The sequence below is a fragment of the Sphingomonas sp. PEI4 genome, assembly GCF_056679955.1.
This window is the reverse complement of the sequence record NZ_JBWXPI010000004.1, coordinates 1-21,715: the sequence shown is the minus strand read 5'-3', so window position 1 is coordinate 21,715 and position 21,715 is coordinate 1. Positions and strand designations below refer to the sequence as shown.

At 64.6% G+C, this 21,715-nt stretch carries 21 protein-coding genes; 4 read left to right on the top strand and 17 right to left on the bottom strand.

What is annotated here, in order from left to right; all coding sequences use genetic code 11:
* Window positions 1–164 precede the first annotated feature (164 nt).
* The gene (locus AC1MLZ_RS22355; RefSeq protein WP_183937806.1) at window positions 165–425 is read left to right on the top strand and encodes a hypothetical protein; all 261 of its coding nucleotides are present in this window, start codon (window positions 165–167) and stop codon (window positions 423–425) included.
* Between the two features lie 70 nt (window positions 426–495).
* Window positions 496–894: a VOC family protein gene (locus tag AC1MLZ_RS22350; protein WP_183937804.1), complete on the top strand. Its 399-nt coding sequence runs from the start codon at window positions 496–498 to the stop codon at window positions 892–894.
* Window positions 895–1,318: 424 nt separating this feature from the next.
* On the opposite strand, the gene AC1MLZ_RS22345 is transcribed toward AC1MLZ_RS22350, so the two are convergent.
* From AC1MLZ_RS22345 to AC1MLZ_RS22335, 3 genes are all read right to left on the bottom strand, one after another.
* Window positions 1,319–1,684, bottom strand: coding sequence for a hypothetical protein (locus AC1MLZ_RS22345; protein ID WP_133192393.1), 366 nt, complete (start codon window positions 1,682–1,684; stop codon window positions 1,319–1,321).
* Window positions 1,681–2,367 carry a ParA family protein gene (locus tag AC1MLZ_RS22340; RefSeq protein WP_183937802.1) on the bottom strand — a complete coding sequence of 229 codons (687 nt, stop codon included), beginning with the start codon at window positions 2,365–2,367 and terminating at the stop codon, window positions 1,681–1,683. The genes AC1MLZ_RS22345 and AC1MLZ_RS22340 overlap by 4 nt, the downstream gene beginning before the upstream one ends.
* A gap of 1,409 nt (window positions 2,368–3,776) precedes the next feature.
* The gene (locus AC1MLZ_RS22335; RefSeq protein WP_480962142.1) at window positions 3,777–4,169 is read right to left on the bottom strand and encodes a DUF3768 domain-containing protein; all 393 of its coding nucleotides are present in this window, start codon (window positions 4,167–4,169) and stop codon (window positions 3,777–3,779) included.
* Window positions 4,170–4,416: 247 nt separating this feature from the next.
* On the opposite strand from AC1MLZ_RS22335, the gene AC1MLZ_RS22330 reads away from it, so the two are divergent.
* A complete protein-coding gene (locus tag AC1MLZ_RS22330) occupies window positions 4,417–4,743 on the top strand; it encodes a hypothetical protein (RefSeq protein ID WP_480962141.1) in 327 nt (108 codons plus the stop codon).
* Between the two features lie 199 nt (window positions 4,744–4,942).
* On the opposite strand, the gene AC1MLZ_RS22325 is transcribed toward AC1MLZ_RS22330, so the two are convergent.
* On the bottom strand, window positions 4,943–5,107 hold the full coding sequence (locus tag AC1MLZ_RS22325; RefSeq protein ID WP_183937264.1) for a hypothetical protein: 165 nt from the start codon (window positions 5,105–5,107) through the stop codon (window positions 4,943–4,945).
* A gap of 551 nt (window positions 5,108–5,658) precedes the next feature.
* Between AC1MLZ_RS22325 and AC1MLZ_RS22320 the strand changes: the two genes are divergently transcribed.
* Window positions 5,659–6,066: a response regulator gene (locus AC1MLZ_RS22320; RefSeq protein WP_183937263.1), complete on the top strand. Its 408-nt coding sequence runs from the start codon at window positions 5,659–5,661 to the stop codon at window positions 6,064–6,066.
* 94 nt (window positions 6,067–6,160) lie between these two features.
* On the opposite strand, the gene AC1MLZ_RS22315 is transcribed toward AC1MLZ_RS22320, so the two are convergent.
* The 13 genes from AC1MLZ_RS22315 to AC1MLZ_RS22255 form a co-directional block, all read right to left on the bottom strand.
* Complete coding sequence (locus tag AC1MLZ_RS22315; RefSeq protein WP_037527256.1) at window positions 6,161–6,571, bottom strand: single-stranded DNA-binding protein; 411 nt, start codon at window positions 6,569–6,571, stop codon at window positions 6,161–6,163.
* Window positions 6,572–7,449: 878 nt separating this feature from the next.
* Window positions 7,450–7,644, bottom strand: coding sequence for a hypothetical protein (locus AC1MLZ_RS22310; protein ID WP_480962140.1), 195 nt, complete (start codon window positions 7,642–7,644; stop codon window positions 7,450–7,452).
* Window positions 7,645–7,736: 92 nt separating this feature from the next.
* Window positions 7,737–8,696, bottom strand: a complete 960-nt coding sequence (locus AC1MLZ_RS22305) for a DUF2493 domain-containing protein (protein ID WP_121905584.1) — start codon at window positions 8,694–8,696, stop codon at window positions 7,737–7,739.
* Between the two features lie 766 nt (window positions 8,697–9,462).
* Entirely contained in the window at window positions 9,463–9,621 is a 159-nt protein-coding gene (locus AC1MLZ_RS22300; protein ID WP_480962139.1) for a hypothetical protein, read from the bottom strand.
* Between the two features lie 50 nt (window positions 9,622–9,671).
* The gene (locus tag AC1MLZ_RS22295; protein ID WP_480962138.1) at window positions 9,672–10,652 is read right to left on the bottom strand and encodes a hypothetical protein; all 981 of its coding nucleotides are present in this window, start codon (window positions 10,650–10,652) and stop codon (window positions 9,672–9,674) included.
* Window positions 10,645–11,256 carry a DUF6927 domain-containing protein gene (locus tag AC1MLZ_RS22290; protein WP_480962137.1) on the bottom strand — a complete coding sequence of 204 codons (612 nt, stop codon included), beginning with the start codon at window positions 11,254–11,256 and terminating at the stop codon, window positions 10,645–10,647. The genes AC1MLZ_RS22295 and AC1MLZ_RS22290 overlap by 8 nt, the downstream gene beginning before the upstream one ends.
* A 24-nt stretch (window positions 11,257–11,280) precedes the next feature.
* Complete coding sequence (locus AC1MLZ_RS22285) at window positions 11,281–11,916, bottom strand: hypothetical protein (protein WP_010165183.1); 636 nt, start codon at window positions 11,914–11,916, stop codon at window positions 11,281–11,283.
* A gap of 73 nt (window positions 11,917–11,989) precedes the next feature.
* Window positions 11,990–12,199: a hypothetical protein gene (locus AC1MLZ_RS22280; RefSeq protein ID WP_480962136.1), complete on the bottom strand. Its 210-nt coding sequence runs from the start codon at window positions 12,197–12,199 to the stop codon at window positions 11,990–11,992.
* The gene (locus tag AC1MLZ_RS22275; RefSeq protein WP_480962135.1) at window positions 12,196–13,167 is read right to left on the bottom strand and encodes a phosphoadenosine phosphosulfate reductase domain-containing protein; all 972 of its coding nucleotides are present in this window, start codon (window positions 13,165–13,167) and stop codon (window positions 12,196–12,198) included. Before AC1MLZ_RS22275 ends, AC1MLZ_RS22280 begins: the two co-directional genes overlap by 4 nt.
* Window positions 13,164–14,087: an ArdC family protein gene (locus AC1MLZ_RS22270; RefSeq protein ID WP_480962134.1), complete on the bottom strand. Its 924-nt coding sequence runs from the start codon at window positions 14,085–14,087 to the stop codon at window positions 13,164–13,166. Before AC1MLZ_RS22270 ends, AC1MLZ_RS22275 begins: the two co-directional genes overlap by 4 nt.
* A gap of 139 nt (window positions 14,088–14,226) precedes the next feature.
* The gene (locus AC1MLZ_RS22265) at window positions 14,227–16,290 is read right to left on the bottom strand and encodes a ParB/RepB/Spo0J family partition protein (RefSeq protein ID WP_480962133.1); all 2,064 of its coding nucleotides are present in this window, start codon (window positions 16,288–16,290) and stop codon (window positions 14,227–14,229) included.
* 124 nt (window positions 16,291–16,414) lie between these two features.
* Window positions 16,415–20,635, bottom strand: coding sequence for a strawberry notch-like NTP hydrolase domain-containing protein (locus AC1MLZ_RS22260; protein ID WP_480962132.1), 4,221 nt, complete (start codon window positions 20,633–20,635; stop codon window positions 16,415–16,417).
* 177 nt (window positions 20,636–20,812) lie between these two features.
* Window positions 20,813–21,715 (bottom strand): replication initiator protein A (locus tag AC1MLZ_RS22255; protein WP_480962131.1); only part of this gene is annotated, 903 nt, incomplete at its 5' end.

Sequence of the window (21,715 nt, the reverse complement as noted above, 5' to 3'; positions counted from 1 at the left end):
CCAAACGCGGAGGTGAAAAGTGATTGACTGTGCGCTTGCGACAAGTAGCTTTCGGCGTTGTGGTCCCGGCGCAAGGCGTTTGCACGATTAGGCACGGCTAACTGCTATTTCCTGGATTGCCCGCAACCTCCTAAGTTGTTCTCTATTGGAACCGGATTCGAAGAATGGCCCGAACAAGAAACGCCGTCGATCTCGCAACAATCGAGGCTCGGCGGGAAGTTCTAAAAGCGGAACTTGCTCATCTGGACGAACAGGCAAAGGCGGCGGAGCAGACGGCTCGAGACGCTGGTCGTCCGGTTCTTACCGCAGCGCTCGAGCGGGTTAAAATTGCAGCGATCGACAAAGCGGATGCCCGGGCAATCGCGACGGCTATCTCGAAACACGGCGGCAAAGCGGTGGCAGGCCAGCTTGCGTCGCTACGCTAGACTTCCCGATCCACCCTCCGGACGAGAAGCCGGCGTTGGCTTGGCATCCAGATTAGGGCAGCCTCATCGGATGCCTCAACGCTTGAACCTGACCACTCTCCTTGTCGACGAATATGACACCGCGCTCTCCTTCTTCGTCGAGAAGCTTGGCTTCGAAGTGCGTGAAGATACCGCGCTGACTGATGACAAGCGGTGGGTGGTGGTCGCGTCGCATGGTGCGGCGAACGGACTGTTACTAGCGCGAGCTGTTGGCGACCGGCAACGTGAGACGATCGGCTATCAAAGCGGCGGTCGCGTGTTCCTGTTTCTCGAAACAGACGACTTTGCCCGTGACCACCTCGCTAACACGCAGCGGGGCATCCGTTTTGTCGAAGCGCCTCGACATGAACCATACGGCACGGTGGCGGTCTTCGAAGACCTCTACGGAAACCGATGGGATTTGATCGAACTGAGCGTGGGCAAGGGATGACCTTCGATCCGCCATTCTATGCGGTAACGGGATTGGGTGGGATCGAACGTAACGATGCCCCAATCTTGGTAGCCACGGGCTGTCCGGGCGTTCCTTTGACGGGGGCTCAAGGCCGGCGCTCGCTTCAGCGCGGCCGAGCAGGATATCCGAAAGCAGATTGACGGCGCCAAATCAGGCTGTCCCCTCCCCTGCCGGCCGACCGCAGATTGCGTCGTGTCGGTGGCCGGCAATCGCCCGTGCGCCGCTGCACGCTGGCGCCGTTCGTATGGTGTTTCGGTCGCCGTCTCGGTCCTGCCAAGCGGGGTATCACGCCCTATCCATTCGATCGTGGGGCCGCCTTTAACGAGGTTCTGCGGCGCGCGGGCGGTCAACCAGGATTGGGTTGCGTCGCAGCGCTAACGGCCATGCAAGGCCCCTGCCCTACCTATTGACTAGCGCCATCGATCTCGCGTTCGTAAAGCAAAAGCGCCGCATCAGCGACGACGTCGGCGAGCACGCGTTTGCGTGCCGGGTCGGCGTCACGAAGAGCATAGAGTCTCGCAGCGGTCTCGGGATCTACCCTCACGTTGATCGCGATATTGCGATTGCCGGTTACGCGTGGCGGCCGTTGAAATGTCCCGGCTTGGGGACGCTCTTGAGGCACGGGCGCCGCTACAGGCGGGGCAGCTACAGCTGGGACAGCCGGACGCGACGGAAAGCCGGCCCCGTCGCTGATCTCGCGTAGCTTGGCTGGATCCTTGTTCGGGGGCGTATCATCGAACTCCGAGAGATCGAGCCGGGACCGGGTCATGCTGCCTCCTTCACGCTACGCGCCTTACGCAGCCTTGCGATCACCGCTGCCGCATAGGCCTCGGCGTTCTCGAGCGCTGCCTTCATGTTACCGACGCCTTTGTCGTTGATGGTGCGAAGCGTTCCACCAGCGGCGAACATCGCGCGATAGGCCTCGCGATTGTAGATCATGACCGGAAGGACTGGAATTTCAGCATCGTTGAACTGCTCCGCGATGTCCTTCTGATTGTTCGAGCGCAGCGCCGGCGGGATTTGGCTGAACAGGATCGCATAATCGATCTCTGTCCTGGTGCCGCGCGCAGTCTGCTTGACGAGCTTGATAGCGCGGGCAGCCTGGGTGGCATCCAGATGCGACCCCTTGCAAGGAATGATCACCAGATCGCTTTGCGCGATTGCGAACGTGACGGTCGCGGTCGCCGCGCCTTCGAGGTCAACGAGTGTGAAGCGCGCCTCCGACGCGCCCCTCTCAATTTCATCGATGATCGCGTTTTCGTCGCGGCACCCCACGACAGTTATCGCATCCGGTCGTCCCGGTAACTCGCCCCAGTCGACCAGCGGAAGGTTCGGGTCAGCATCGATCAGGCGTACGGTACCCCCCGCCTCCGCCAACTCTCCGGCGAGCAACAATGTCGCGGTGGTCTTGCCCACCCCGCCTTTCGGCGACACGAAGCTGATGACTGGCATGCTGCTCTCCCGTTGCGGCCAGGTTGCTACCATGTAGCAGCCAGCGTTCATGAAGCGGCTATATCGCAACCTAGCAGCTAGCGTCTAGCGACTTTGACGCAATCTGACAGCGAGCAGCTTGCGGTATAATTGCGATTTGATCGCAACTAGGCCGCCAGTTGGTAGCGAGTTTATCGCGAGCCGATTGCAGCTTGGATGCGACCATGTTGCGACTGGAAGGCGACGTGCTGGCGATCTGGTTGGTAGCGTGTTGCTGCTTGCTACCAACCAGCGATGCTCGCCCTTGCGATACCGTCGAGACGCGGTTGTAAACGCGCGAGAGGCAAGGCTACCAACCGTGTATGAACATGCCAGATCGTAGCTATCGGGTTGCTACCCGAACGCAATCCGCGATCAGGTCGCTACAATGTCGCTAGCTCGTTGCTACCAAGCAGCTACCAGACGAAGGAACAAATTCCCTCAGTTCGCGTGTCGCCAAATCAATTGATGAAACCGCAGTGCAAAGCCACAAATCGACAAAAGATTGAGACGCCGAACGCGACAAACGCGATCGGCGTTCACCAAAGCGCAAAATGGCGAAATCGATCGTGAAGTACCCACGGCCCGATCTCGTTCGACACGACCTGCACCACACCGGATACAACGACGCTCAAGAAGAAGACCCAATCTTCTAATCGGGCGGCCGAGGCCGCCCGGACGATGCTCATTCCTCCCAGAGCGGCTTGAGCTTGCGAGTTCGCTTTACTGCGGGGAGGGGTGCCCGCTCGGGCATCCCGTGTGCTGCGATCTCCGCTTGGATGCTTGCAAGTTCAGCGAGCCATGCCTGGGTGCGTGCGGTTTGCACGTGCATGTGAACCTCCGTCTGTTCGTTGAGACGGATGCCGGCTGACGATCGGGTGGGGTCAGGGTCACAGGACCGCGCAGCGGCCGCGCAAGCGGGGCGTGGGGGTGCCGATTTTGTCGTGGTCGAAGCGCAGCGAAGGCCGCGTCAAAATTGGGGGAACCGCGCATCCTTGACGCTGGCTCCGCCCGGTCGTCACGATGGACAGAGTCGACGACAGAGCCTTTCCGACGTTGGCAGGGCAGGGGAGGCGCCGACCCTAGCGACGGTCTTGCCTCCCACGCGCGCCAATCACCCTTCCCGTACAACCGTCGTTGCCCAAATCGCGACCGTCAGCTGGTCGCTATCGAACTCCGCGGCGAGGTCACGGGCATTGAGGCACTCGATCTCATCGGGAAGAATGCCGCTTCATGACGGACGTTTCCCCGAGCGAGGGCGACCTCGTGTTCACGCCGCGCGCGCTCGGCCGCGTTGATCGACGAGCGTGGAGGGGGGGGTCTCGACATTCATGATCCGAGCCTTTCGGCAGAAATGGGAAGCCCCGGCGCCACTACGCCGGGGCGACGCGTCAGCGTTCGTCGACGCGCATGATCGTTAGGACGCGCGTGGTTTTAAAGAGATCTGCCGGATCATCCGAGCCCGCGCTCAGGTCGTGATTGTAATAGTCGATCTTCCAGTAGCAGTCGGTGCCTTCAAACCGAAACCGGCCCAGGTCGTGCTCGCCGTACGGATCGATCGCGTCGTCAAAGGCATCGAAGTCGCGAACCGCGCGGAGCAGCTCCGCCCGCTTGCGGAAGTTCCGGAAGAGGCTGATGTCGCCGATCAGGTCTGCGATCCCGCTGGTCATCACGACACGGTTGTTGCCCGGGGCGGTGAGATGCTCGCGCAGCCAGTCGTTGAGGCGGGCGATCTCCGCTGCGCCACCCTTGGCGTGGTTCGATTGGGGCGTTTGCTCGGCCATGATGGTCTCCTGCCATTGACCCCGACGATCGGGGCCTTTCGACAGGCGACAGGACGGCCGGGGCATAGGTCGCTCGCGCACCCATAGGGTCGAAACGGAGTGGAGAAGCCCGCTGGCGGGCTTGCGCGGGGGAGCGCCCCGGCCAGGACGTACGAGCCCGAAATGCCGCGCGGATCGTCGACACGGGGAGACTTCACGTCGAGGCTGATGCTGGACGACCACGCCGATCGCGGCGTATCGTTCGATCATGGAAACGGCTGCCAACATCGTTGCCCTGTGGCCCCGCTGGATGGACAGCGCTGGCGATATGCTCCGGATGAAGGCGTTGGTCCGGACCCGGTGCTGCAAATGCGGGACGCTGATGCGGGCCGAGTTGGAAGACATCGTGGCACGCCACGGGTCTGACTATTCGCTGGTCGACAAGCTGGAGCGCTGTCGGATGGTCGAGTGCGAAGGGTCTACGTTCTATCTGGCGTCGCGAACCTATGGCCGCGAATGGGTGACGCTCCTGCGCGACCCGCGGCTGATGAAGATGTTCGAGGAACTGCCGCCTGTCCGGACGGCGTGGAGCTGATTGCCCGCCTCCGGAAGAGATACCGTCTGAATTTGGATCCCGCACCCAAGCGGTGGATAGAAGGGGGCAGAAGCCCTTCGTCCGGCGGCGCTGCCGTGCTTGCGCAGCGGCGGCGGGGCGGGCTCGATGCCCGCTCCGCCGCCTTCACGGCTGAAGCGCGGGGAGGGGAGGGGAGGGGGGCCGAAGCCCCCCGGGAGGCTCAGGCGTAAGGGTCGTACTCGTTGACGATCGTGAGCGAGCTGTCGTGATCTTCGGCGGTGATGACGGAATATTGGGTGCCGACGGCGATGACCATGGTTGCCACCATCAAGGTTCTTGCGAGGCCCATGGCGTTTTTGCGGGCGATCCAGATATCGTTGAACATGTCCGAGGCTCCTGTGAAGCCGGCGGGGTTCATCCCCGCTCGACAGGCGCCCGACAGGACGGGGAAGGGCCGCGATCACTTTTTTCGCATGCGAAAAAAGCCGTAGCGAAGCGCCCGGACCCCTTGCGGGTTGATCGTACAAGGCCCTGAGCCGGCCCAAGGATTGCGCCTCAAGAGCGGGGTGAAGCCCGCCTGCACGAAGCGTCGCGACGCAACGCTGGGTCGCCGGAGACGCGCCCCATCGCGCAGGCGCGGTGGACACCTGCCCAGTCCGTGCCCCTTCTCTGCGCTCCAATGTCGACGGGCACAGTGCGCTGCTCGGCGGTGCAGCCCAGGCCGGGCCAAGATGGAAGGACGTTGCCGCTTTCCGGAAAGAAGTTTCCGCGCTGCGCGCCCGTCAGTCGATCGTCACCCGAACGGGCCGAGACCGGCTACGGGCTCGGTGGAGCGAAGCGGAATAGAGCGACGGTCCCGGCTTTGCCGGGAGACGCCAACTCGTTTCGAGACAGCAACCCAAGGCTACCCGGCTTCATGATAAGGCTTTAGACTGAATGGCGATCCCTACCGTCCTCTATGCATTGGTAGTCGACGACGATCCGCTCATTCTCAGGCATGCGTGCGACATTCCGGAGGTAGCGGGTTTTAACTTTCACCAAGCGGGTACGGTCGAGGAGGCTAAGGCCTTCATGGGCGATGATGCCGACGGTGTGACGCTCCTGTTCTCCGACGTGGCGATGCCCGGCGACAGCGACGGGTTCGCGCGAACCCATTACGTTGCCGAGTATTGGCCCTGGATCGAGATCGTGCTCACAAGCGGCAACGTGACGCCATGTCCGGGGGACATGCCCGACAAAGCAACGTGCATCGGCAAGCCTTTCGACGATCGCATGCTCCAGCAACGTCTCACGGAGACGGTGCCGGACAACAAGCAACTCGAACAGCTCAAGCGCGCGGTGTAGCTGTGTTTTCGTGAACTTGTGACCTTGCGGTCCTGATTGCCGGTGAACGCGAGAAGAGGCCCGGAGCGTCAGCTCCGGGCCCGTACTGCCTCCCTCAGAAGGGGACGTCATCCGCCTCATCGTCCTGCGCGGCGCCTTGGCGTTCCTGGCGGCTTTTGCCGTAGGAGAGGAAGGTCACTTCGTCGGCGATGATCTCGACACCGTAGCGCTCGATGTTCTGATCGTCGGTCCAGCGGGTGTAGTGGATGCGGCCCCGGACCATGACCTTCTGGCCCTTCTCGACATACTGCGCGACGGTCTTGCCGACGCCGTTGAAGCAGGTGATCCGGTGCCATTCGGTGTCCTCGACCCGGCGACCTTCGCCATCCTTCATGGTCTTGCCGTCCTGGTCGCGCTTGGGGCGCGAGGTGGCGAGGGAGAAGTTGGTGATCTTGGTGCCGCCCTGGGTGGTGCGGACTTCAGGCGTGGCGCCGACGTTGCCGGCGAGGATGACGAGGTTCTGCATTTCGAGGTTCCTTTTTTGCTCGCCGGGGGGTCCGTCCCCTCGACTGAACACCAAAAAAGACGGCCAGGACGCCCTCTCCACCGGAGCGCGAAGACGCGCAGGGGAACCCCGATCGAAGGGGTGGTGCGGGCAGCCGCGGAGCGGCAACTCGGCCCGAACGATCGCGGGTTGGAGGGGGTGGACGGCCGGATTAGGTCGTTCAGGAAAGAGAGGGGATGGACCCCCCGGCGGGCAACGGACATGGAACCGTGAAGCAGGACGCCCTTGTCGCGTTGCTCGTCCGGCAGTGCCACTATGCCTTGATCCCGCTATCCGGGCGGACCTGACACCCTCCCTCGCTGGTGCTCGCGCCCTGCGCCGGTGTCTGTCGTGAAGGATGATGGTTGCGGCGTGGACCTTGGTGCCGCCTTTCGCCGTCACGGCGCGCGCGTCGTGCGTGTCGAGATGACGATGGGGGGGTCGTGCTGCGCAACGCCCCGCCCGGACGGCAGGAACCGAACGCGGCTGTCGTGATTCCGGCAGCGCATCCCCCCTGGTATAGAGCGGCGAAGCCGGCGCAGAGACCAACGCGGTGAGGTGGCGTGTGGCCTGAACGAGAGGCACACGGCGCGGGGCAGACTCCGGCCTCGCCCCACGGAACCGCTCCGCGTCGGAATCGCGATGCGGGCGCGGTAAGCCCCCGTCAGTCGATCGTCACCCGAATGGGCCAAGACCGGCTAAGGGGCTCGGTGAAGCGAAGCGGAATAGCGCGCTGGTCGCGACACTATCGGCCCCGAACCTTCGCGAGCCTGCCCTTAGTAACCAGTCATCACCGCTCGGCTGTGCGCCCTGGGAAGCCTGCACGACCGATCATGGCCTCGACAGCGCGATCCGCGTTCTCACCGTGCAGGCGGGGGGCCGTAGCCGGCGACCGTGACGGTGACGGTGACGAAAAGCCTCTTGCCGCTCGCGCGAGGAGCGCTGCGATTGTCCGTCATGACGACGTGGCAGGTATCGCCGTCAGACGAAGCGCGAAACGCGAAACGCGAAGCGACCGCAATGCGCAGCCGTCTGTTACGGGTTGGGCGAGGCATCGGTTTGCTCCCAGATGGGGTGGAAGTGAGTGGAATCGGGGGGAGGCGGCAAGGGGCGAGGCCGCTGGCTTTGCCAGCGGCCTCGCCGAAGCTCAGGCGACCTCTCGGTCGCGCTGAGCGTTCTGAGCTGCGGGCGGGGTCCCCAGCGGACCGCGACGATCGACCACGCGGATGCCGGCCTTCTTGGCGTCGATGACCAGACGCTCGGTCACGCCGTTACCCTGGAAGGCGATGACGTAGCGGGGCTTCAGCGAGAGCATCTGCTCGTTGCGACGGAAGCCGGCACGATCACCCAGCTTGCGATCGAGACCGAAGCGGACTTGCTGGATGCCGTTTTGCTCGGCCCACGACGCCGCGATGCGCTCGATCCCCTTCATGTCGCCGCCATGGACGAGATACATGTCGCCGACACGCTCCCGAACCGCACCCAGGGTACGCAGCAGATTGTCGCCAAACGCCTTCATATCCTCATCGGTCCGGAAGGTCAGCCGTCCCCCGGCAAACACTACGGGCGTGCCCTGTGCAGTGTTGGCGTCGCGGACCCGCTCGCGCCGAGCCTGGAGGAAGGCGCGTCCGTCAACGATTGCCGACGTAACCCCGAGCGAAATGCGGTTGCCGGTCGACGGGATCCAGGAACGGCCGGTCTCGCGGATATAGTGAGCCGCTGCGGTGTCGCGCATGTGTTCGTAGCAGGTGGCGGCCTCCTCGATCTTCTTGGCAAGGTCGATCTTGTCCTCGAGGTTGGCGGTGTTGATCTCCGAACCGTCCTGCTCGGCCAGGAGGAGCCTGATCTCGTCGGTGAGACGGTCGATGGTCGCGTGCTTCTTCGCCGCGGCCCGGTGGAAGAGGTTGACTAGGCCCCAGCCCATCTCCTCGATGTCGCGCTCGAGCGACGTGTTCTGGAGGGTTGCGAATAGGTCGCTCCAGATGGCGGTGGTGGTCTGCTCCAGTGCTTCGGTCGAGGGCGGGCACATGCCTGAAATGTCTTCGGCGCGGGGTTCGAGGTGTCCAAGCTCCAGATCGGAGAGTGCGGCAGCGAGGGAAGTGGTCATGGGGTCAAGCCCTTCATCTGATCGAGGCCGGCGGCCTATCCGCCGGATGCGCACCTCCTGGGCAGCCGAATGAGGGGCGCCCGCACCGACGCGAAGCGGAGGGAAACCCAAAAAACCGGGGTGGTGCGGGCAGCCGCAAAGCGGCAACTCGGCCCGGATTTTTGCGGTTGCGGGGGTCTCGCGGCCGCCCATGGGCCGCATCTCTCTGGCGGAGGGCTGTCGGGCGTCAGGTGGCGTCAGGCGCAGACGTGACCACGCTTGCTGCTACGGTTGACGTGGGGCTCAACCCGAACGTCGCGATGTCGTTGAGAAGCGCCTGCCACGTTGCACACAAGCGGACCATCGCCGCTGGGGTGATCCGTGGGCGCTCCATCGGCGCCGATCGCATCGACCATGGTGCGCAAGCGGGTCGACCAGATCCTCGCTCCGGGTCGCGGCATAGCCCACGCACGCCGTAGCTTGCGAGAAGAGGCCCGGGACGGGCAGGGCGGAGGCAGCGCCGCCATCGAGGACAAGGCGCTAAGGCGCGACGTCCACACCTTCAGCGACAAGCGCTGCCGACGTAGGATGCCCCATACCAAGGCTCTTCCACCCGTCGGTCGTATGCGACGCATCGACAAGCGGAGCGGCAGGCGCTGACGACATCTTCCGCCTCGACCGTGATTTCCGCACGGTAATGGGCAGGGTATTCGAAAGGGGTCAGTGAAGGTCTTCATGAGACCGGACTTCTGAAGGTTGGCAAAATTGGAGACCCAAGCGGTTCGGGTCATTCGTAGCGGGGACGCTCGGCCGGAAAGGCGAGAGCGGGCCAGCCTTCGTGGGCGTGGGTCCCGAAGCGACCAGCGGAGAGGATGCTGCTGATCTCGCGCGCGTGGTCGCCGACGTTCCAATCGCGATTGAGATGCGCCTGAAACTCCAGCGCCATCGTCCATCCGTGGTCCTCGTGACCCTCGGCAAAGGTGACGCCACAGGCAGTCAGTGCCGGTTCGGTGCAGAGTTCGCCGGAATCTCAGTACCATGGTGATGGTCTTCGACCAGCGCGTTGGACGCGAGATGAAAGTCGTCGAGCCAGCGCCCCATCGGGACGCGTTGCTCAGGGAGAAGTGCAGCCTGCGCGGCCTGAAAATCGAGTAGCGCCAAGGGCGCCGTCTCGATGATGCGGTCGACTTCGGCCGGTGAGAGGAGGCCGCGTTCGCGGATGAACTCGGTGATGCTGCCGGGACGCGGCGTCGCACCGCGACGGCCAAGCACCGGCTTGCGCCACAGGCCCTCGACATTGCGAAGGCGAGGCTTGGCTCGCGCTTCCATCAAAACGATGATGCGCAACTCCTCGGTTGAAAGCTCCAGCACCTCGTCGGGCTTGATGCTGCCACAAAAGTAGCAGCTCGATTTGGGCGGGACGGGGAGTCCGGCGCACACGATGCGCGCCTCGCAGTCGGCGCGCGACCATTCCCATTCCCGCAAGGGGTAGCGGTAGGCGTAGCGAGGATCCTCGCACCCGACCGCATGATGGTAACGCTGCGTGTCGCGTCCCGAGGCGTCGTAGCCGATCAGCTTTACCACGCGCCCGCCTGCGTCCCAGCAGCGGCGCGCGGGTTCCCACTGGGCGGTCCAGGCATCTTGCGGGGCCGCCTTCCATTTCTGGCTGCACGACCCGCCACCAAATACCACGGAGGGCAGGGTGGCGTTGGTCAGCATGTTCTCGGCGATGCCCGCATAGGGCGGCCAGTGTTTGAAGTTGCGGGGCTGGTAGCGGACGATCTCGGATGGGATGCCGCGTTCCGACATCCAGGCCCGGAACACGGGGATGAACGCATAGGTCGCCGATTTTTCGGCGCCGGGATCGGCGAAGAGAACCATGTCGACGGGCTCGCCGCGTTCGGCGAGCTCGACGATCATGGCGGTGGAGTCGACGCCGGCCCCCCAAGCCGCGATGACGGGCGGGCGATCAACCATTGGTCGTATCCCGGACGATGATCGCCGCATGAACGATGCGGTAGGCGCGCTTGCGAAACGCCGGGATGCGGCAGATCGCGCGGCTTTCCGGGTCGCGGAACAGCGGCGTCTTGCCCTTGGGGTTGGCGACCACCTCGAAGCGGGTGCGGTCGCCGCCGTCGCTGAAGCGCATGGGCTCATCGAAGATGATGATCTGCCCAGGCTTCGGGGTCGGCTTGGCCCGGTCGAGCTTCTTCGCGAGCAGATTGGCGCGGCACCGCGCGCGCCAGGCCAAGGCATATTCGCTGTCCGTAGCGGTCAGTTCGTCGAGGATCGCGGCCGGGCACTCGCTTTCGTTCGGCCCGACCGTTTCATCCATGTCCTTGTACCCGAACGTGCAGCCGTCGCGTGCGCCGGTGCTGGTCTTGGTGAGGCAGACGATGCCGAACACGATCCGTTCGGCGTCGTCCGTCAGGCGCTCGCAAGCGGCGTAATAGGTCGATCCGACCATGGCCGATGCGAGCACGGTCAGGCGATGCGTGTCACGCTGATAGGTGAACTGGTTATCGAGATAGGAGCGCGCGGAGGCGTGGCCGCCCATATCGCGCATGAAGAGCCAACCCATGATAAGTCTCCGATGACGTGAGGATCAGGCGGCAGCGGCGAGGCGCGGAGCGCCCACGTCGCCAACCGTCGCGGTGAGCCGGCGCTGGAACGTGGCTGCATCCAGCAGCTCGGCGATCGGCGCGCGTTGAACGGGGCCAGCGTGTTCGCCGCCCCGGCAGCGGTTGAAGGTGATCTCGCTGTCGGGGAGGAAGCTGTGCGGCCGCACCCGGATCGAGAGATCGGCGTGGCGCAGCTCGGTCGTGCCATCGTCCGCGATACCCCCCATGTCGCTATCGATACGGACGTCATGGGCCTCGAGGCCGATTGTCTCGGCGAGCGAAGCGAGCGCGAGGCGTGCCTGCCGATGGAAGGTACGTTTCGCCGCTCCGTCGCCGACGACGCTGTTGCCGGCGATGTCGAGCAGCGCGGATCCTGCAATGACGGTACCCCGATCTTCCGCACAGCGCAGGCGCAGTTCGTTGGTGCTGGGCGCTCCACGTTCGGCGACGGACGCCAGGTTGCGGATCAGCAGCAGGACCGATGCATCGCGGTCGATCGGCTTGCCGGCACGCTTGCAGTCGTCGACGCCCGCGTTCAGGGCATGTAGTGCTGCGGGCAGGGTGCCAAGCGCGTCGGGGGAAAGCGCCTCTTTGTGGCGGTAGTGAGTGTCGTAGAGCATGGCCGGACCTCCTGAGCGCACACGCGCGCTCAAAAGGCCGAAGGCTCCCTCTCCTCCGTCAACCGGGCCTTGGTCAGAGCATCCCTCCTACAGGGTCGGCCGAGCGGGAGGCTGCGTCATAGCCGTATTGCCAAGCCGTGCGGAGCTTGCTCGCTCGGTGGTAATGGCAACGGTCGTTGCCCATGACGAAGCAGCGCCATCCCGATTTCTCGGCTTCCCACAGCGGGTCTTCCCGCGTGGGACCGAGCAGGTCCATGAGATCGACGCGCGTGGCGGCGTTCATGGCGGGCCTGCATGGTCGCCAAAGGCACCGGCAGGGAGCGTCCAGCGATCCGTCAGAATCGAGAGACGCCAGACCGGGTCATCGGCTTGCGCCAATTCGTCGGGATGGAGTGTTGCAGCCGGGAACGCCGTGCCGCGATCAGCGAGCTGCGTGACGGTGAGCGAGCGATGGATCGTCTTCCCGCTCGCGGATTCGCGAGCCGCCACCCGTCGGAAGGCGGCAGGGTAGACGAGCCGGAGCGTCGCCCATTGGTCCGGTGAGCCGAAGATGCAGGCTCGGCACGACAGACGTCCCCATCCCAGGACGTAGGCCGGGTGGGGGCGGATGCGCGCTTGCGAGATCGCGTCCCAGGTCAGGCGCTCGGTCCAGTCATGGACTGGGCGCCAATGATCGACTGCACGCGCGAGGGTGGAGGTGCGATGCGGCTCAAACGTCGCATAGCGCGCACGCGAGGGACTTTCCTCGGCGCGCTCGCCGGTGATGACGAGCGTGCGGCCGTCAAGGAAGCGCGGCTGATTCCGGATCGCGGCCGCGAGGACGTCAATCTTCAGCGCGGGGCTGCACCAGCGCACCCGAAGATCGGGAGACATCTGGGGAAAGAGCCCGCGCGTGCCGGTAGGGCCGTTGCCCCCGGCACGGCCGATGCCGGTTGGCGTCTCGAACGCGATCGGCGCGGTCGGCGCGTCGTCGCGCGCCAGTTCGCGCGCGAAGCCGCCCTCGCGCCACGAGACGTAGAGCGCTATGCCGAAATGCTCGGCGATCGCGCGGACATAGGCGGGGGTGCACGGCCAATCCATGAAGGTCGGGCCGTGGCCATCGACATCATGGTGATGCAGCTCGATCGCGTGTGCCGGCACGCCGAGGCTGAGGAGGTGGAGCAGGGCGGCAAGGCTGTCCTTGCCGCCACTGAATGCCACGACGAAGCGCCGGTAGGCGCCGAGGTCGGGGAGGGCGGCCGGAGCGGTCATGCTGCTTCACGGATCTGTTCCTCGGGTTCGGCCGAGGCGTCGAGGCCGGTTGCGCGGAGTAGATAGCCGGCTGCCGCTTCTGCCTTCGCCGCGGCGGTCATGATCGCGCGGCTATCCTTGCGCAGCACCTTCAACCACGAGCCGATATAGGCGGCATGGTCGTCCATATGCGACGTCGGCAGACCAAGATCGGCACCGAGCAGCGCTGAGGTCATCTCGGCGCAAAGTTCCTCGAACGCGTAGGCGTCGTCGCCGAAGCGCTTGCCGAACGTGCGATCGAGCCGGTCGGGATGGCCGGTCCAGTGGCCAGCCTCATGGGCGAGCGTCGCCGCGAAGTAGGCGCGGGCCGAGAATAGCTCGACGGGCGGCATGGTGATGCTATCGGCGGTGCGGTCGTAGAACGCGCGATCGCCGCGCATCTGGACGGTTGCCGGCAGCGCATCGAGGAAGCGCTGCGCGCGAACGGGCAGCGCATCGGCCGGGGGCACGATGCTGACAGGGCTCGGGTAGAAGTCAGGAGACAGCCCGTCGATCTGGTCGCAATTGAACACGGCGTAGGAGCGCAGCACGCGCCGCATTTCGTCGGTCGTATCGCCGGTGACGACGGATTCGACGGTCTTGCTGTAGGATTTGTAGAAGATCGCGATCTGCGAGCGCTCGCGTTCGCGGACCTGGCCGCCAAGAGCCTGCGCCTGTTTGTACGTCATCCAGGTGCGCGAGTTGTAGCCCGCGCCCTCGGCACACAGCCACAGCCAGAAGCAGTTGATGCCCTTGTAGGGGTCGCCGGTCGCGCGCAGCGGACGGCCGCCAAGGCCGGGGCGCCATGGCTTGACCCAGGGACGCACCCCGGATTCGAGCTTGTCGATGATCGTGCTGGTGATGATGTCGGCAGGCGAGGGCTTGTCGGTGGTCTGTGCCACGATCGTTCTCCTGATTGGGTTGAGGCAAACCCGCGTGAGCATCCATCCCTCCGGAAGGGCGGTGCCGGGTCACAAAAAGAGGGGCGACACTCGCGCGAAGAGTGCCGCCCCCAGGTGCCTCGAAATGTGCAAGCCGGCGTCAGGCCGCTTGGCTGAAATCCTCCTCTTCCTCGTGATCGATCACTGCGTCGTCACCGGTGTCGAGGTCGGTATCCTCGTCTTCGTCCGGATCGATGCCGGTCTCGTCGTCGACGAAGCTGGAGCGCAGTGGCGTGCGTGCCTCCTTCTCGATTCCGTCGAAACGCATCGCGTCGGGCAACCAGGCGGTCGCCTTATCGCGGATCTCGGCTTCGACGATGCCCTGGCCGTTGCATAGCGAGGCACAGGTGCCGGCAAGGTCGCCCTTCTTGGCGTCTTTGTAGCGGCCGCGCAGGATCGGGCCTCCAATCTCCTCGAGCGCGTCGAGCATGACGGTCTTCTTGACCCGACCGAAGAAGTTCTCGGCCGTCGGGCGCCACCAATTCTCGACCTGGATGTGGAGGAGGCGACCAAGATGGTCGTGGAAGCCGTTGCTCCGATAGCCCTCGGCAACGTTAAGCGTCGGTTCGAGAGTTCGTGCTATCGAGTATGCAACCCAAGCGCCCCGGGCCTCGTCGTCGAGCGCGCGGAAGGCGTCGAAGCGGGCGGTCATGGTCGGCAGACCCGCCCAGCTCGTGTCGAGCCGCTGGCGCTGGTCGTCGATCGTCTGCGACGCCATCGAACCCTCGTCGCGGAAGGCGAAGATCGGGAAGCCCGCGGCGCTCGACTTCAGCGTCGAGTGGGTCGGGATGTGGGCCTGCTCGAACACCACGTTCTGCGCCATCAGGAAGATGGTCAGGTCGAGTGCGAGTCCCGGGTCGCTGGCGATATGAGCGACGAGGATCTGGCGGCGCTGCGTCGCCAGTTCATCGACCAGCGTGGCGCTGAGCTTCGGACCCTGTTCGGCGTCGCCGGCATCGCGGTCCCCGGTTGCACCGCCCGACTCCTTGGGCGGGGCGTTCGGATCCACGACCGGCTTTTCGCTGAAGAGGCGGGTGTGGACGCGAGGTTCGCCATCGCCCCCGATATAGACGAACGTCCCGATCTGCGCTTTCAGCGCCGGATCGATCTCGTGCCGGGCGTCCTCGATGGTCTCCAGTTCCCGCTCAATCGTCTCGATGCGCGCGTTCGCCGCCTCGGCTTCGGCGCTGCCGTCGGGCAGTTCCTGCTCGAGCTGGTCGATCAGCGTGTCGTTCTCGGCCGACAGAACTTCGACACGCGCGGTCTCGTCCTCGGTGAGGGCGCGGGCAGGGGCGTGAAACTCGTGCAGCTGGCGCTCGAGGTCGTAGGGAACGTGCGTCGCCGCGATCGGCGTTACGAACGCGAGACCTTCCGCCTGCGCCAGCTCGGCAGCGGCCGCTTCCAGCTTCTTGGCGGCGAGCATCTCGATCAGGTCGACGTCGATCCAGTTCTCATCGCCTTCGGTCGCGAACAAGTCGCCCTCGATACGTCCGCCTGCGGCGACATAGGCATCGCGACCGACAAAGCGGGCCTTGGCGTCGTTCGCCTTGACGGTGCCGTTGAGGATGGCGCGGCGGATATTGTCGGGATTATCGCCATAGTACGAGTTGCTCATCTGCGTGAACACGCGGGCCTGACGGTCGACATCGGTGGTGACGGCGTAAGCCTGCGCCACGCCGAGGGTGATCTCGCCGGCCGCGAGCGCCTCAAAGACGCACGGTGCCAGTTCCGCGAGACGGACACGCTGCTCGACGAAGCGGGTGGTGACGCCCTGACGCTTGGCGACGTCCTCGGCGGTCATGCCCTTCTGGATCAGGAAGTTGAACGCGGTGCATTCGTCGGCCGGGTTCATCGGCACGCGCTGGAAGTTCTCGGCAAGGCTCGCCTCGGTCGCGTTGTCGTCATCGCTCAGTACCAGGACCGGGACGGTGTGGTCAGCGGGGAGGGCGCCCTGTTCGATCAGGCGCTGAAGCGCCCGAAGGCGGCGACCGCCTGCCTTGACGGTGAACGTGCCCGCCTTCTTGAGCGGGGTAACGACGAGGTTCTGCAACAACCCCTGGGCAGCGATGTTAGCGGCGAGGGAGTCGATGCCGACCTCGCGGTTGGATTTGCGCACATTGTCTTTCGACAGCGAAAGGTTCTTGACCTTCACGGACTGGATCACCGGTCGTCTCCATCTGGAATTGGCGCGCCGCGTCAGACGGTCGCGCAAGCCTGCTCATCAAGCTCACAAAGCCGAAGGCTCCCTCCCCTCCCTTCGATCGAGCGGGGAGGAAGTCGTTGGTTCGTCAGGCGATGATGCGGTCGATCACGGCTGCAGCGCTGGCCACGGGTACAAACATCCGCGTCTTGTGCTGGATGATGTCGGTGAAGCACCCGGCGGCCTTCAGCTCAGGCAGTCGCGTGTGAGGCCAGTCGAGTAGCTCGAGGCGCTGCTGGCCGGCGACCAGGCTGCGCTTCAGCCTGTATGCGCCCACGATCGCGATCTCGCCGCTCGTCATGACGTGCTTGGCGTTTTCGGCACCCGAGACGGTGATGGTCGCCGCGATGCCGAAAGCGTCCGCGAGCTTGGCGACGAGCGGGGCAGGGACGATGCGGCCAAGGAAGGACTGGCCGTCATCGGTGTTCAAGCGCCAGACCTGGACGTGATCGTCGGGCAGGCGGTCCCATACCGGTAGGAGCAGGCCGGTGACGAGGTAGAGCGTATTGGTGCGGGTTTTCCCCGCCATCTCCTCGACCTCGGCCTGCCACAATGTCGAGAACTCCTCCTCGCTCGCCTCCTCCCACATCGTCTCGACAAGAAGATCCTGACGCATCCGTTCGGTACGCGTGGGGCGGACCAGCTCGTAGCGGCGCACGATCTCGCCATCGTCGTCGGTCAGCGAATAAGTGCTGCTCCGAATCGCGGCCTTGCCCGACTTCCGGTTCACCATCGGACGGGAGTCCTCGTCGAGGATCTGCAACGCGGACGCGAGCGCGAGCGGCTTGTAGCGTTCCTCGGTCTCCAACCGGAGGATCTCGGTCTCGGCACCGCTGGTCTCGTCACGACGGATGACGCTACGGTCGAGGATTGTGATGCGCTCGGCGTTGATGCTCTCGACACCGAGATCCAGCGTGCCAGCATCCTTGGCCGCTTCGATGCGGGCTTCGATCAGCCCGAGATATTCGTCGAAGATCGCATTCTGCATGGCGATGCGCAGCGCGAGGATGCGATTGAGCCAGCGCTGGATGGGCGGCATATCTTCCTTAAGGCCGCCACCTTCGCCCTCCAGCTCGAGGCCGGTGAGCTTCTGGAACTGGTCAAGCGTGGTCGAGCGAAGCTTGCCATTGGCGAGCAGGCGAAACCACTGTTCGAGTGATTCCTTGGCATAGTCGCTTTCGAGACTGTCGCGGGGGTCGAACAGGCCCTGACCGCCGGTCTGGCGCTGCCCGCGGGTGAGCGCGCCTAGGCTGTCGAGCCGGCGTGCGATCGTCGAGATGAAGCGACGTTCGCCGCGGCAGTCGGTCGACACCGGCCGGAACAGCGGTGCGATCGCCTGATGGGTGCGGTGCGTGCGTCCGAGCCCCTGGATGGCGGCGTCAGCACGCCAGCCCGGCTCGAGGAGGTAGTGATTGCGGCGCGACTGGTTCTCGCACGTCAGGCTCGCATGATAGCTGCGCCCGGTGCCGCCAGCGTCGGAGAAGATCAGGATTTTCTTGGCACCGCGCATGAAGGCGTCGGTTTCGGCCAAGTTGGTACGGGGCGAGCGGCTTTCGACGCGCTGGCGACCGTGCGCGTCCATGATGACGCGACGGCTACGCCCCGTGACCTCGGCGACCGCATCGGTGCCGAAATGCCCGATAATATGGTCGAGCGCGGACCCGACGATGGGCAGTGCGCAGAGCTGCTCGAGGAGGTTGTCGCGCATCTCGAGCGCCTCCTGGCTGAAGACGGGGCGGCCGTCTTCGTCCGACATTGGTTCGGAACGGGTTTTGCCGGTCTCGTCGACAAAGGTCTTCATCTGCCGCACCGGGAAGGCGGCCGTGAGGTACGACATGAGGAACTCGCGGGGGGAAAGCTCGATGTCGAGATTGGCGCGTTCTTCGACGGTCAGCGCGGCCAGTGCCCGGTTAAGCATCGCCTCGGACGTCGAGACGAGCTGGATCACCACGCTCTCGCCGCGCGCGAGATCGGCGCGGATCGCGGGAACGAGTGAGGGCAGCTTCATGCCGATCAGGAGTTGGCAGAAGAAACGCTGCTTGGTGGACTCGAAGATCGACAGCGCGGCCGCCTTGGCGCCGCTGTTATAGGTGTCGTTCGAGAAGCTGTCCGTCACGCGGGTCGCGTCCAGCGCCGCGCGCAGGTTGCTGTGGATGATCGCCCACGCATCGGCATAGGCGTCATAGACCTCGATCTGGTCTAGTGTGAGGTTGTGTTGGAGGATATCGTATTCGACACCGGCGAAGCTCAGCGCGCGCGAGACGTAGAGGCCCTGCATTTTCAGGTCGCGCGCGATCAGCTCCAGCGCGGCGATACCGCCCCGGCGCAGGGAGTCGACGAAGGTCCGGCGATCGGCAAACGCCGTGCCCGGACCCCACAGGCCAAGCCGCGTTGCATAGGCAAGATTGTTGACGTCGGATGCACCGGTCGCGGAGACGTAGAGGACGCGGGCGCGCGGGAGGAGGTTCTGGAGACGGACGCCGGCGATGCCCTGGTCGGAGCCTTGTTTGGTGCCGAAGCTGCCTTCGCCACCTGCGACACCGGCCATCTCGTGCGCCTCGTCGAAAACGATCATGCCGTCATAGTCGTCGCCAACCCATTCAAGGATCTGCTGGAGCCGCGTTCCCTTGTCACCGCGATTGGAGCGCAGCGTCGCATAGGTGAGGAACAGCACGCCTTCGGCCGCGCCTACGGGCGAGCCCAGCTTCCACTGGTTGAGATGCTGGATGTCGAGCGCGAGACCGCCAACGGCGGTCCAGTCGCGACGCGCATCTTCGAGCAGCGTCTCGGTCTTGGAGACCCAGATGTGCTTGCGACGGCCGCGCAGCCACTGGTCGAGGATGATAGCGGCGACCTGGCGGCCCTTGCCGGCGCCGGTGCCGTCACCGAGGAAGAAGCCGGTCCGGTATGGGCGGCCATCCTCGGACGGTGCGATCGAGAGCCCCTCCTCGACAGGTTTGAACAGGCCGGGAATGTCGCGCTCAAAGGCGTCGCCGGCATAGATCAACGTCTCGAGCTGCGCGTCGGAGAGCGTCTTCGCATCGACGACGGCGTGCGGGAGCGTGGGGATGTAGGTCGGCCGTGGCGCTGTGATCGAGCCCATGGCGATCGATTCCACCAGAGCGGTTGGATGCGCCGATGCGCAGACGATCGCGATCCGGCTCGGCCGGTATGGCAGGTACACACCGACAGACTCGCCGGTCGGGAGTGGCTCGGCGAACACGGTGTAATCGATCGGGGTCGCGGTCTGCGACCGCGCGGCTTTTGCGGGCGGTGCGCTCAGGCGCGGTTTATTCGCGAGACCGCCAAGCAGCGAGCTGCGCCCTGCAGGGCGCGCGAGCAGCGAGGCGGTGCGCGGGACAGGCGCGGATACGGGGGAAGCGGCCTTTGCCGCGATCGCCGCGAGCGCCTCGGCGAGCGTCGCGCAGCGGATCAGTTCGGCCGGCATGCCGGTACCTTTTTCCAACACCATGATCTTCACGGTCTGGCTGGTGCCATGCTTCGCATAGGCGTTCGCCGGCAGTTCGAGGTGCAGCGTCAGCGTGCAGCCCTCGGTCGCCTTGGCCCAGGCGCGGCTCGATGTATCGACGCGGCCGGGCAGGATGGCGGCGCAACGGCCTCCGGTGCCGAGACGCATCAAGGCGGCGCGAAGATGCCGGAACGCTGCTTGGCGGTCGGCGTGGCGACCGATGCTGCGCGAGAAGGGAGGATTGATGAGGACGGCCGTTGGCCGAATCGTTGGTTCGAGTAGATCGTGGATCAGCTCGCCGTCGTGCCGCGTGACAGCGACGCCCGGGAACGCGGCAGCGAGCATCTCAGCGCGCGCCGGATCTATCTCGTTGAGGATCAGGCGCGCACCGGCGCGGTGCGCGAAGGCGGCGAGCAGGCCTGTCCCGGCAGACGGTTCGAGGACCAGATCCGTGGCCGCGATTCTACCGGCGAGCGCAGCGAGGTAGGCGATCGGGGCAGGGGTGGAGAATTGCTGGAGCTCGATTTGCTCTTCGCTGCGAACGGTATGCGTGGGCAGGCCGGCGACCAGCGCGGTCAGTGCGCCAAGGCAATCGCCCGGAGTGGATGGCAGGTCGGCCTTCGCTAGGTGCATGACCTCGGCGAGTTCGAGCATGTCGTAAGCGTCGCGTAGCGACCAACGACCGTCGGCCGAGGATCCGCCATAGGCTTGCTCCATGACCCACAGCAGCGTGTCGCGCTGGAGCGAACCATTCCTGGCGATGGTGTCGGCGACCGCCTTGGCGGCCGTGATCGAGGGTTCGGTGAAGTCGAGTTCGAGAGCTGCGGCTGAGGTGCGCATCGAGGGCTTCCTTCTTGTCGCCCGGTGATCATCACCGGAGCAACAAGCCGAAGGCTCCCTCTCCTCTGAACGCCTTGTGCCCGACGAAGCATCGCTACCGCTAAGCCATCTTCCAAAGCCGGACGGGACGCGTCTGCCGCAGCTAGTCGCGCAGGACGTCAGGCATATGGATCTATATCAGGCGGCCAACGCGGCTCGACCTCCTGTCAAACGATCCTTGGGCTTCATCACGACGACCGTCTCGGGCTTCCCGACCCGTCGGCCTAGTTTATCCCGCGCAGGGACTTCCGGAACAACTTCCCGCACTTCGATTGAGTAACTGGGCATTTTATTCTCGGCCGCGATCTTCTTCAGCTGACTTTTCAACGTGCGGAGCGGCGACGTGGAGCCGATTTTCGCACCCAGCATTTCCAGAGGCATTTCATATTCTTCATCACGACAGTAGCAGTGCGCCAATTCATAAAGGCGTCGTTCGATCGGGCCGAGACGGAAATAGTCGTTGTGGTAGTCATAGATACGGCTGTCACGCGAGACCGCGCGGACGAGCCAGTCACAGAGCTGGACGCGGACCGGCATGAGTTGATCGACGCCGCTCGCCGTTTCGCGAGTGGTCGCCTGCGCTTCCGCGAACCAGGAGAAGAAGCCCTTCGTCCCCACGGTGCCAGTTTTGATGTTCGTGCGGATCTGCGTGCCCTGCAGACGACCGAGCGCTTCGATGAAGCGATCGTAATCACGCTTCGATGGGCGTCCGACGCCGGTCGCCCGGAAGAAGTCATGTGCATTGAAGGTGAAGACATTCTGTACTTCACCCCCGGTCCGACCAATATGCTGCACCATCAACGACAGGACGTAGATCAGCACCTCTTTATCCCACATCGTCGCGATACCGCTCGAACTGGGCTTGATCTCGATTTTGACGCCGTCCATCTCGTAGGTCATGGCCTCCATCTGAGGCCGCTTCGCTAACGAGAACAGTGGAAAGTCCATGATACTCTGCTCGCCACGGACTTTGCCGTGCAGCGGGCTGTCGAGATAGTCGAACAGCTTGCCCTGGGTGAGAGCGACTTCTCGCGAATCCAT

What these genes read in the sequence shown, in the direction of transcription:
- AC1MLZ_RS22300 (WP_480962139.1), bottom strand. Translation starts at nt 9,621, where the DNA reads ATGGCGCTGGAGTTTCAGGCGCATCTCAATCGCGATTGGAACGTCGGC.
- AC1MLZ_RS22355 (WP_183937806.1), top strand. Translation starts at nt 165, where the DNA reads ATGGCCCGAACAAGAAACGCCGTCGATCTCGCAACAATCGAGGCTCGG.
- AC1MLZ_RS22295 (WP_480962138.1), bottom strand. Translation starts at nt 10,652, where the DNA reads ATGGTTGATCGCCCGCCCGTCATCGCGGCTTGGGGGGCCGGCGTCGAC.
- AC1MLZ_RS22310 (WP_480962140.1), bottom strand. Translation starts at nt 7,644, where the DNA reads ATGCCTCGCCCAACCCGTAACAGACGGCTGCGCATTGCGGTCGCTTCG.
- AC1MLZ_RS22260 (WP_480962132.1), bottom strand. Translation starts at nt 20,635, where the DNA reads ATGCGCACCTCAGCCGCAGCTCTCGAACTCGACTTCACCGAACCCTCG.
- AC1MLZ_RS22275 (WP_480962135.1), bottom strand. Translation starts at nt 13,167, where the DNA reads ATGACCGCTCCGGCCGCCCTCCCCGACCTCGGCGCCTACCGGCGCTTC.
- AC1MLZ_RS22345 (WP_133192393.1), bottom strand. Translation starts at nt 1,684, where the DNA reads ATGACCCGGTCCCGGCTCGATCTCTCGGAGTTCGATGATACGCCCCCG.
- AC1MLZ_RS22350 (WP_183937804.1), top strand. Translation starts at nt 496, where the DNA reads ATGCCTCAACGCTTGAACCTGACCACTCTCCTTGTCGACGAATATGAC.
- AC1MLZ_RS22315 (WP_037527256.1), bottom strand. Translation starts at nt 6,571, where the DNA reads ATGCAGAACCTCGTCATCCTCGCCGGCAACGTCGGCGCCACGCCTGAA.
- AC1MLZ_RS22305 (WP_121905584.1), bottom strand. Translation starts at nt 8,696, where the DNA reads ATGACCACTTCCCTCGCTGCCGCACTCTCCGATCTGGAGCTTGGACAC.
- AC1MLZ_RS22335 (WP_480962142.1), bottom strand. Translation starts at nt 4,169, where the DNA reads ATGGCCGAGCAAACGCCCCAATCGAACCACGCCAAGGGTGGCGCAGCG.
- AC1MLZ_RS22340 (WP_183937802.1), bottom strand. Translation starts at nt 2,367, where the DNA reads ATGCCAGTCATCAGCTTCGTGTCGCCGAAAGGCGGGGTGGGCAAGACC.
- AC1MLZ_RS22290 (WP_480962137.1), bottom strand. Translation starts at nt 11,256, where the DNA reads ATGGGTTGGCTCTTCATGCGCGATATGGGCGGCCACGCCTCCGCGCGC.
- AC1MLZ_RS22330 (WP_480962141.1), top strand. Translation starts at nt 4,417, where the DNA reads ATGGAAACGGCTGCCAACATCGTTGCCCTGTGGCCCCGCTGGATGGAC.
- AC1MLZ_RS22280 (WP_480962136.1), bottom strand. Translation starts at nt 12,199, where the DNA reads ATGAACGCCGCCACGCGCGTCGATCTCATGGACCTGCTCGGTCCCACG.
- AC1MLZ_RS22285 (WP_010165183.1), bottom strand. Translation starts at nt 11,916, where the DNA reads ATGCTCTACGACACTCACTACCGCCACAAAGAGGCGCTTTCCCCCGAC.
- AC1MLZ_RS22325 (WP_183937264.1), bottom strand. Translation starts at nt 5,107, where the DNA reads ATGTTCAACGATATCTGGATCGCCCGCAAAAACGCCATGGGCCTCGCA.
- AC1MLZ_RS22320 (WP_183937263.1), top strand. Translation starts at nt 5,659, where the DNA reads ATGGCGATCCCTACCGTCCTCTATGCATTGGTAGTCGACGACGATCCG.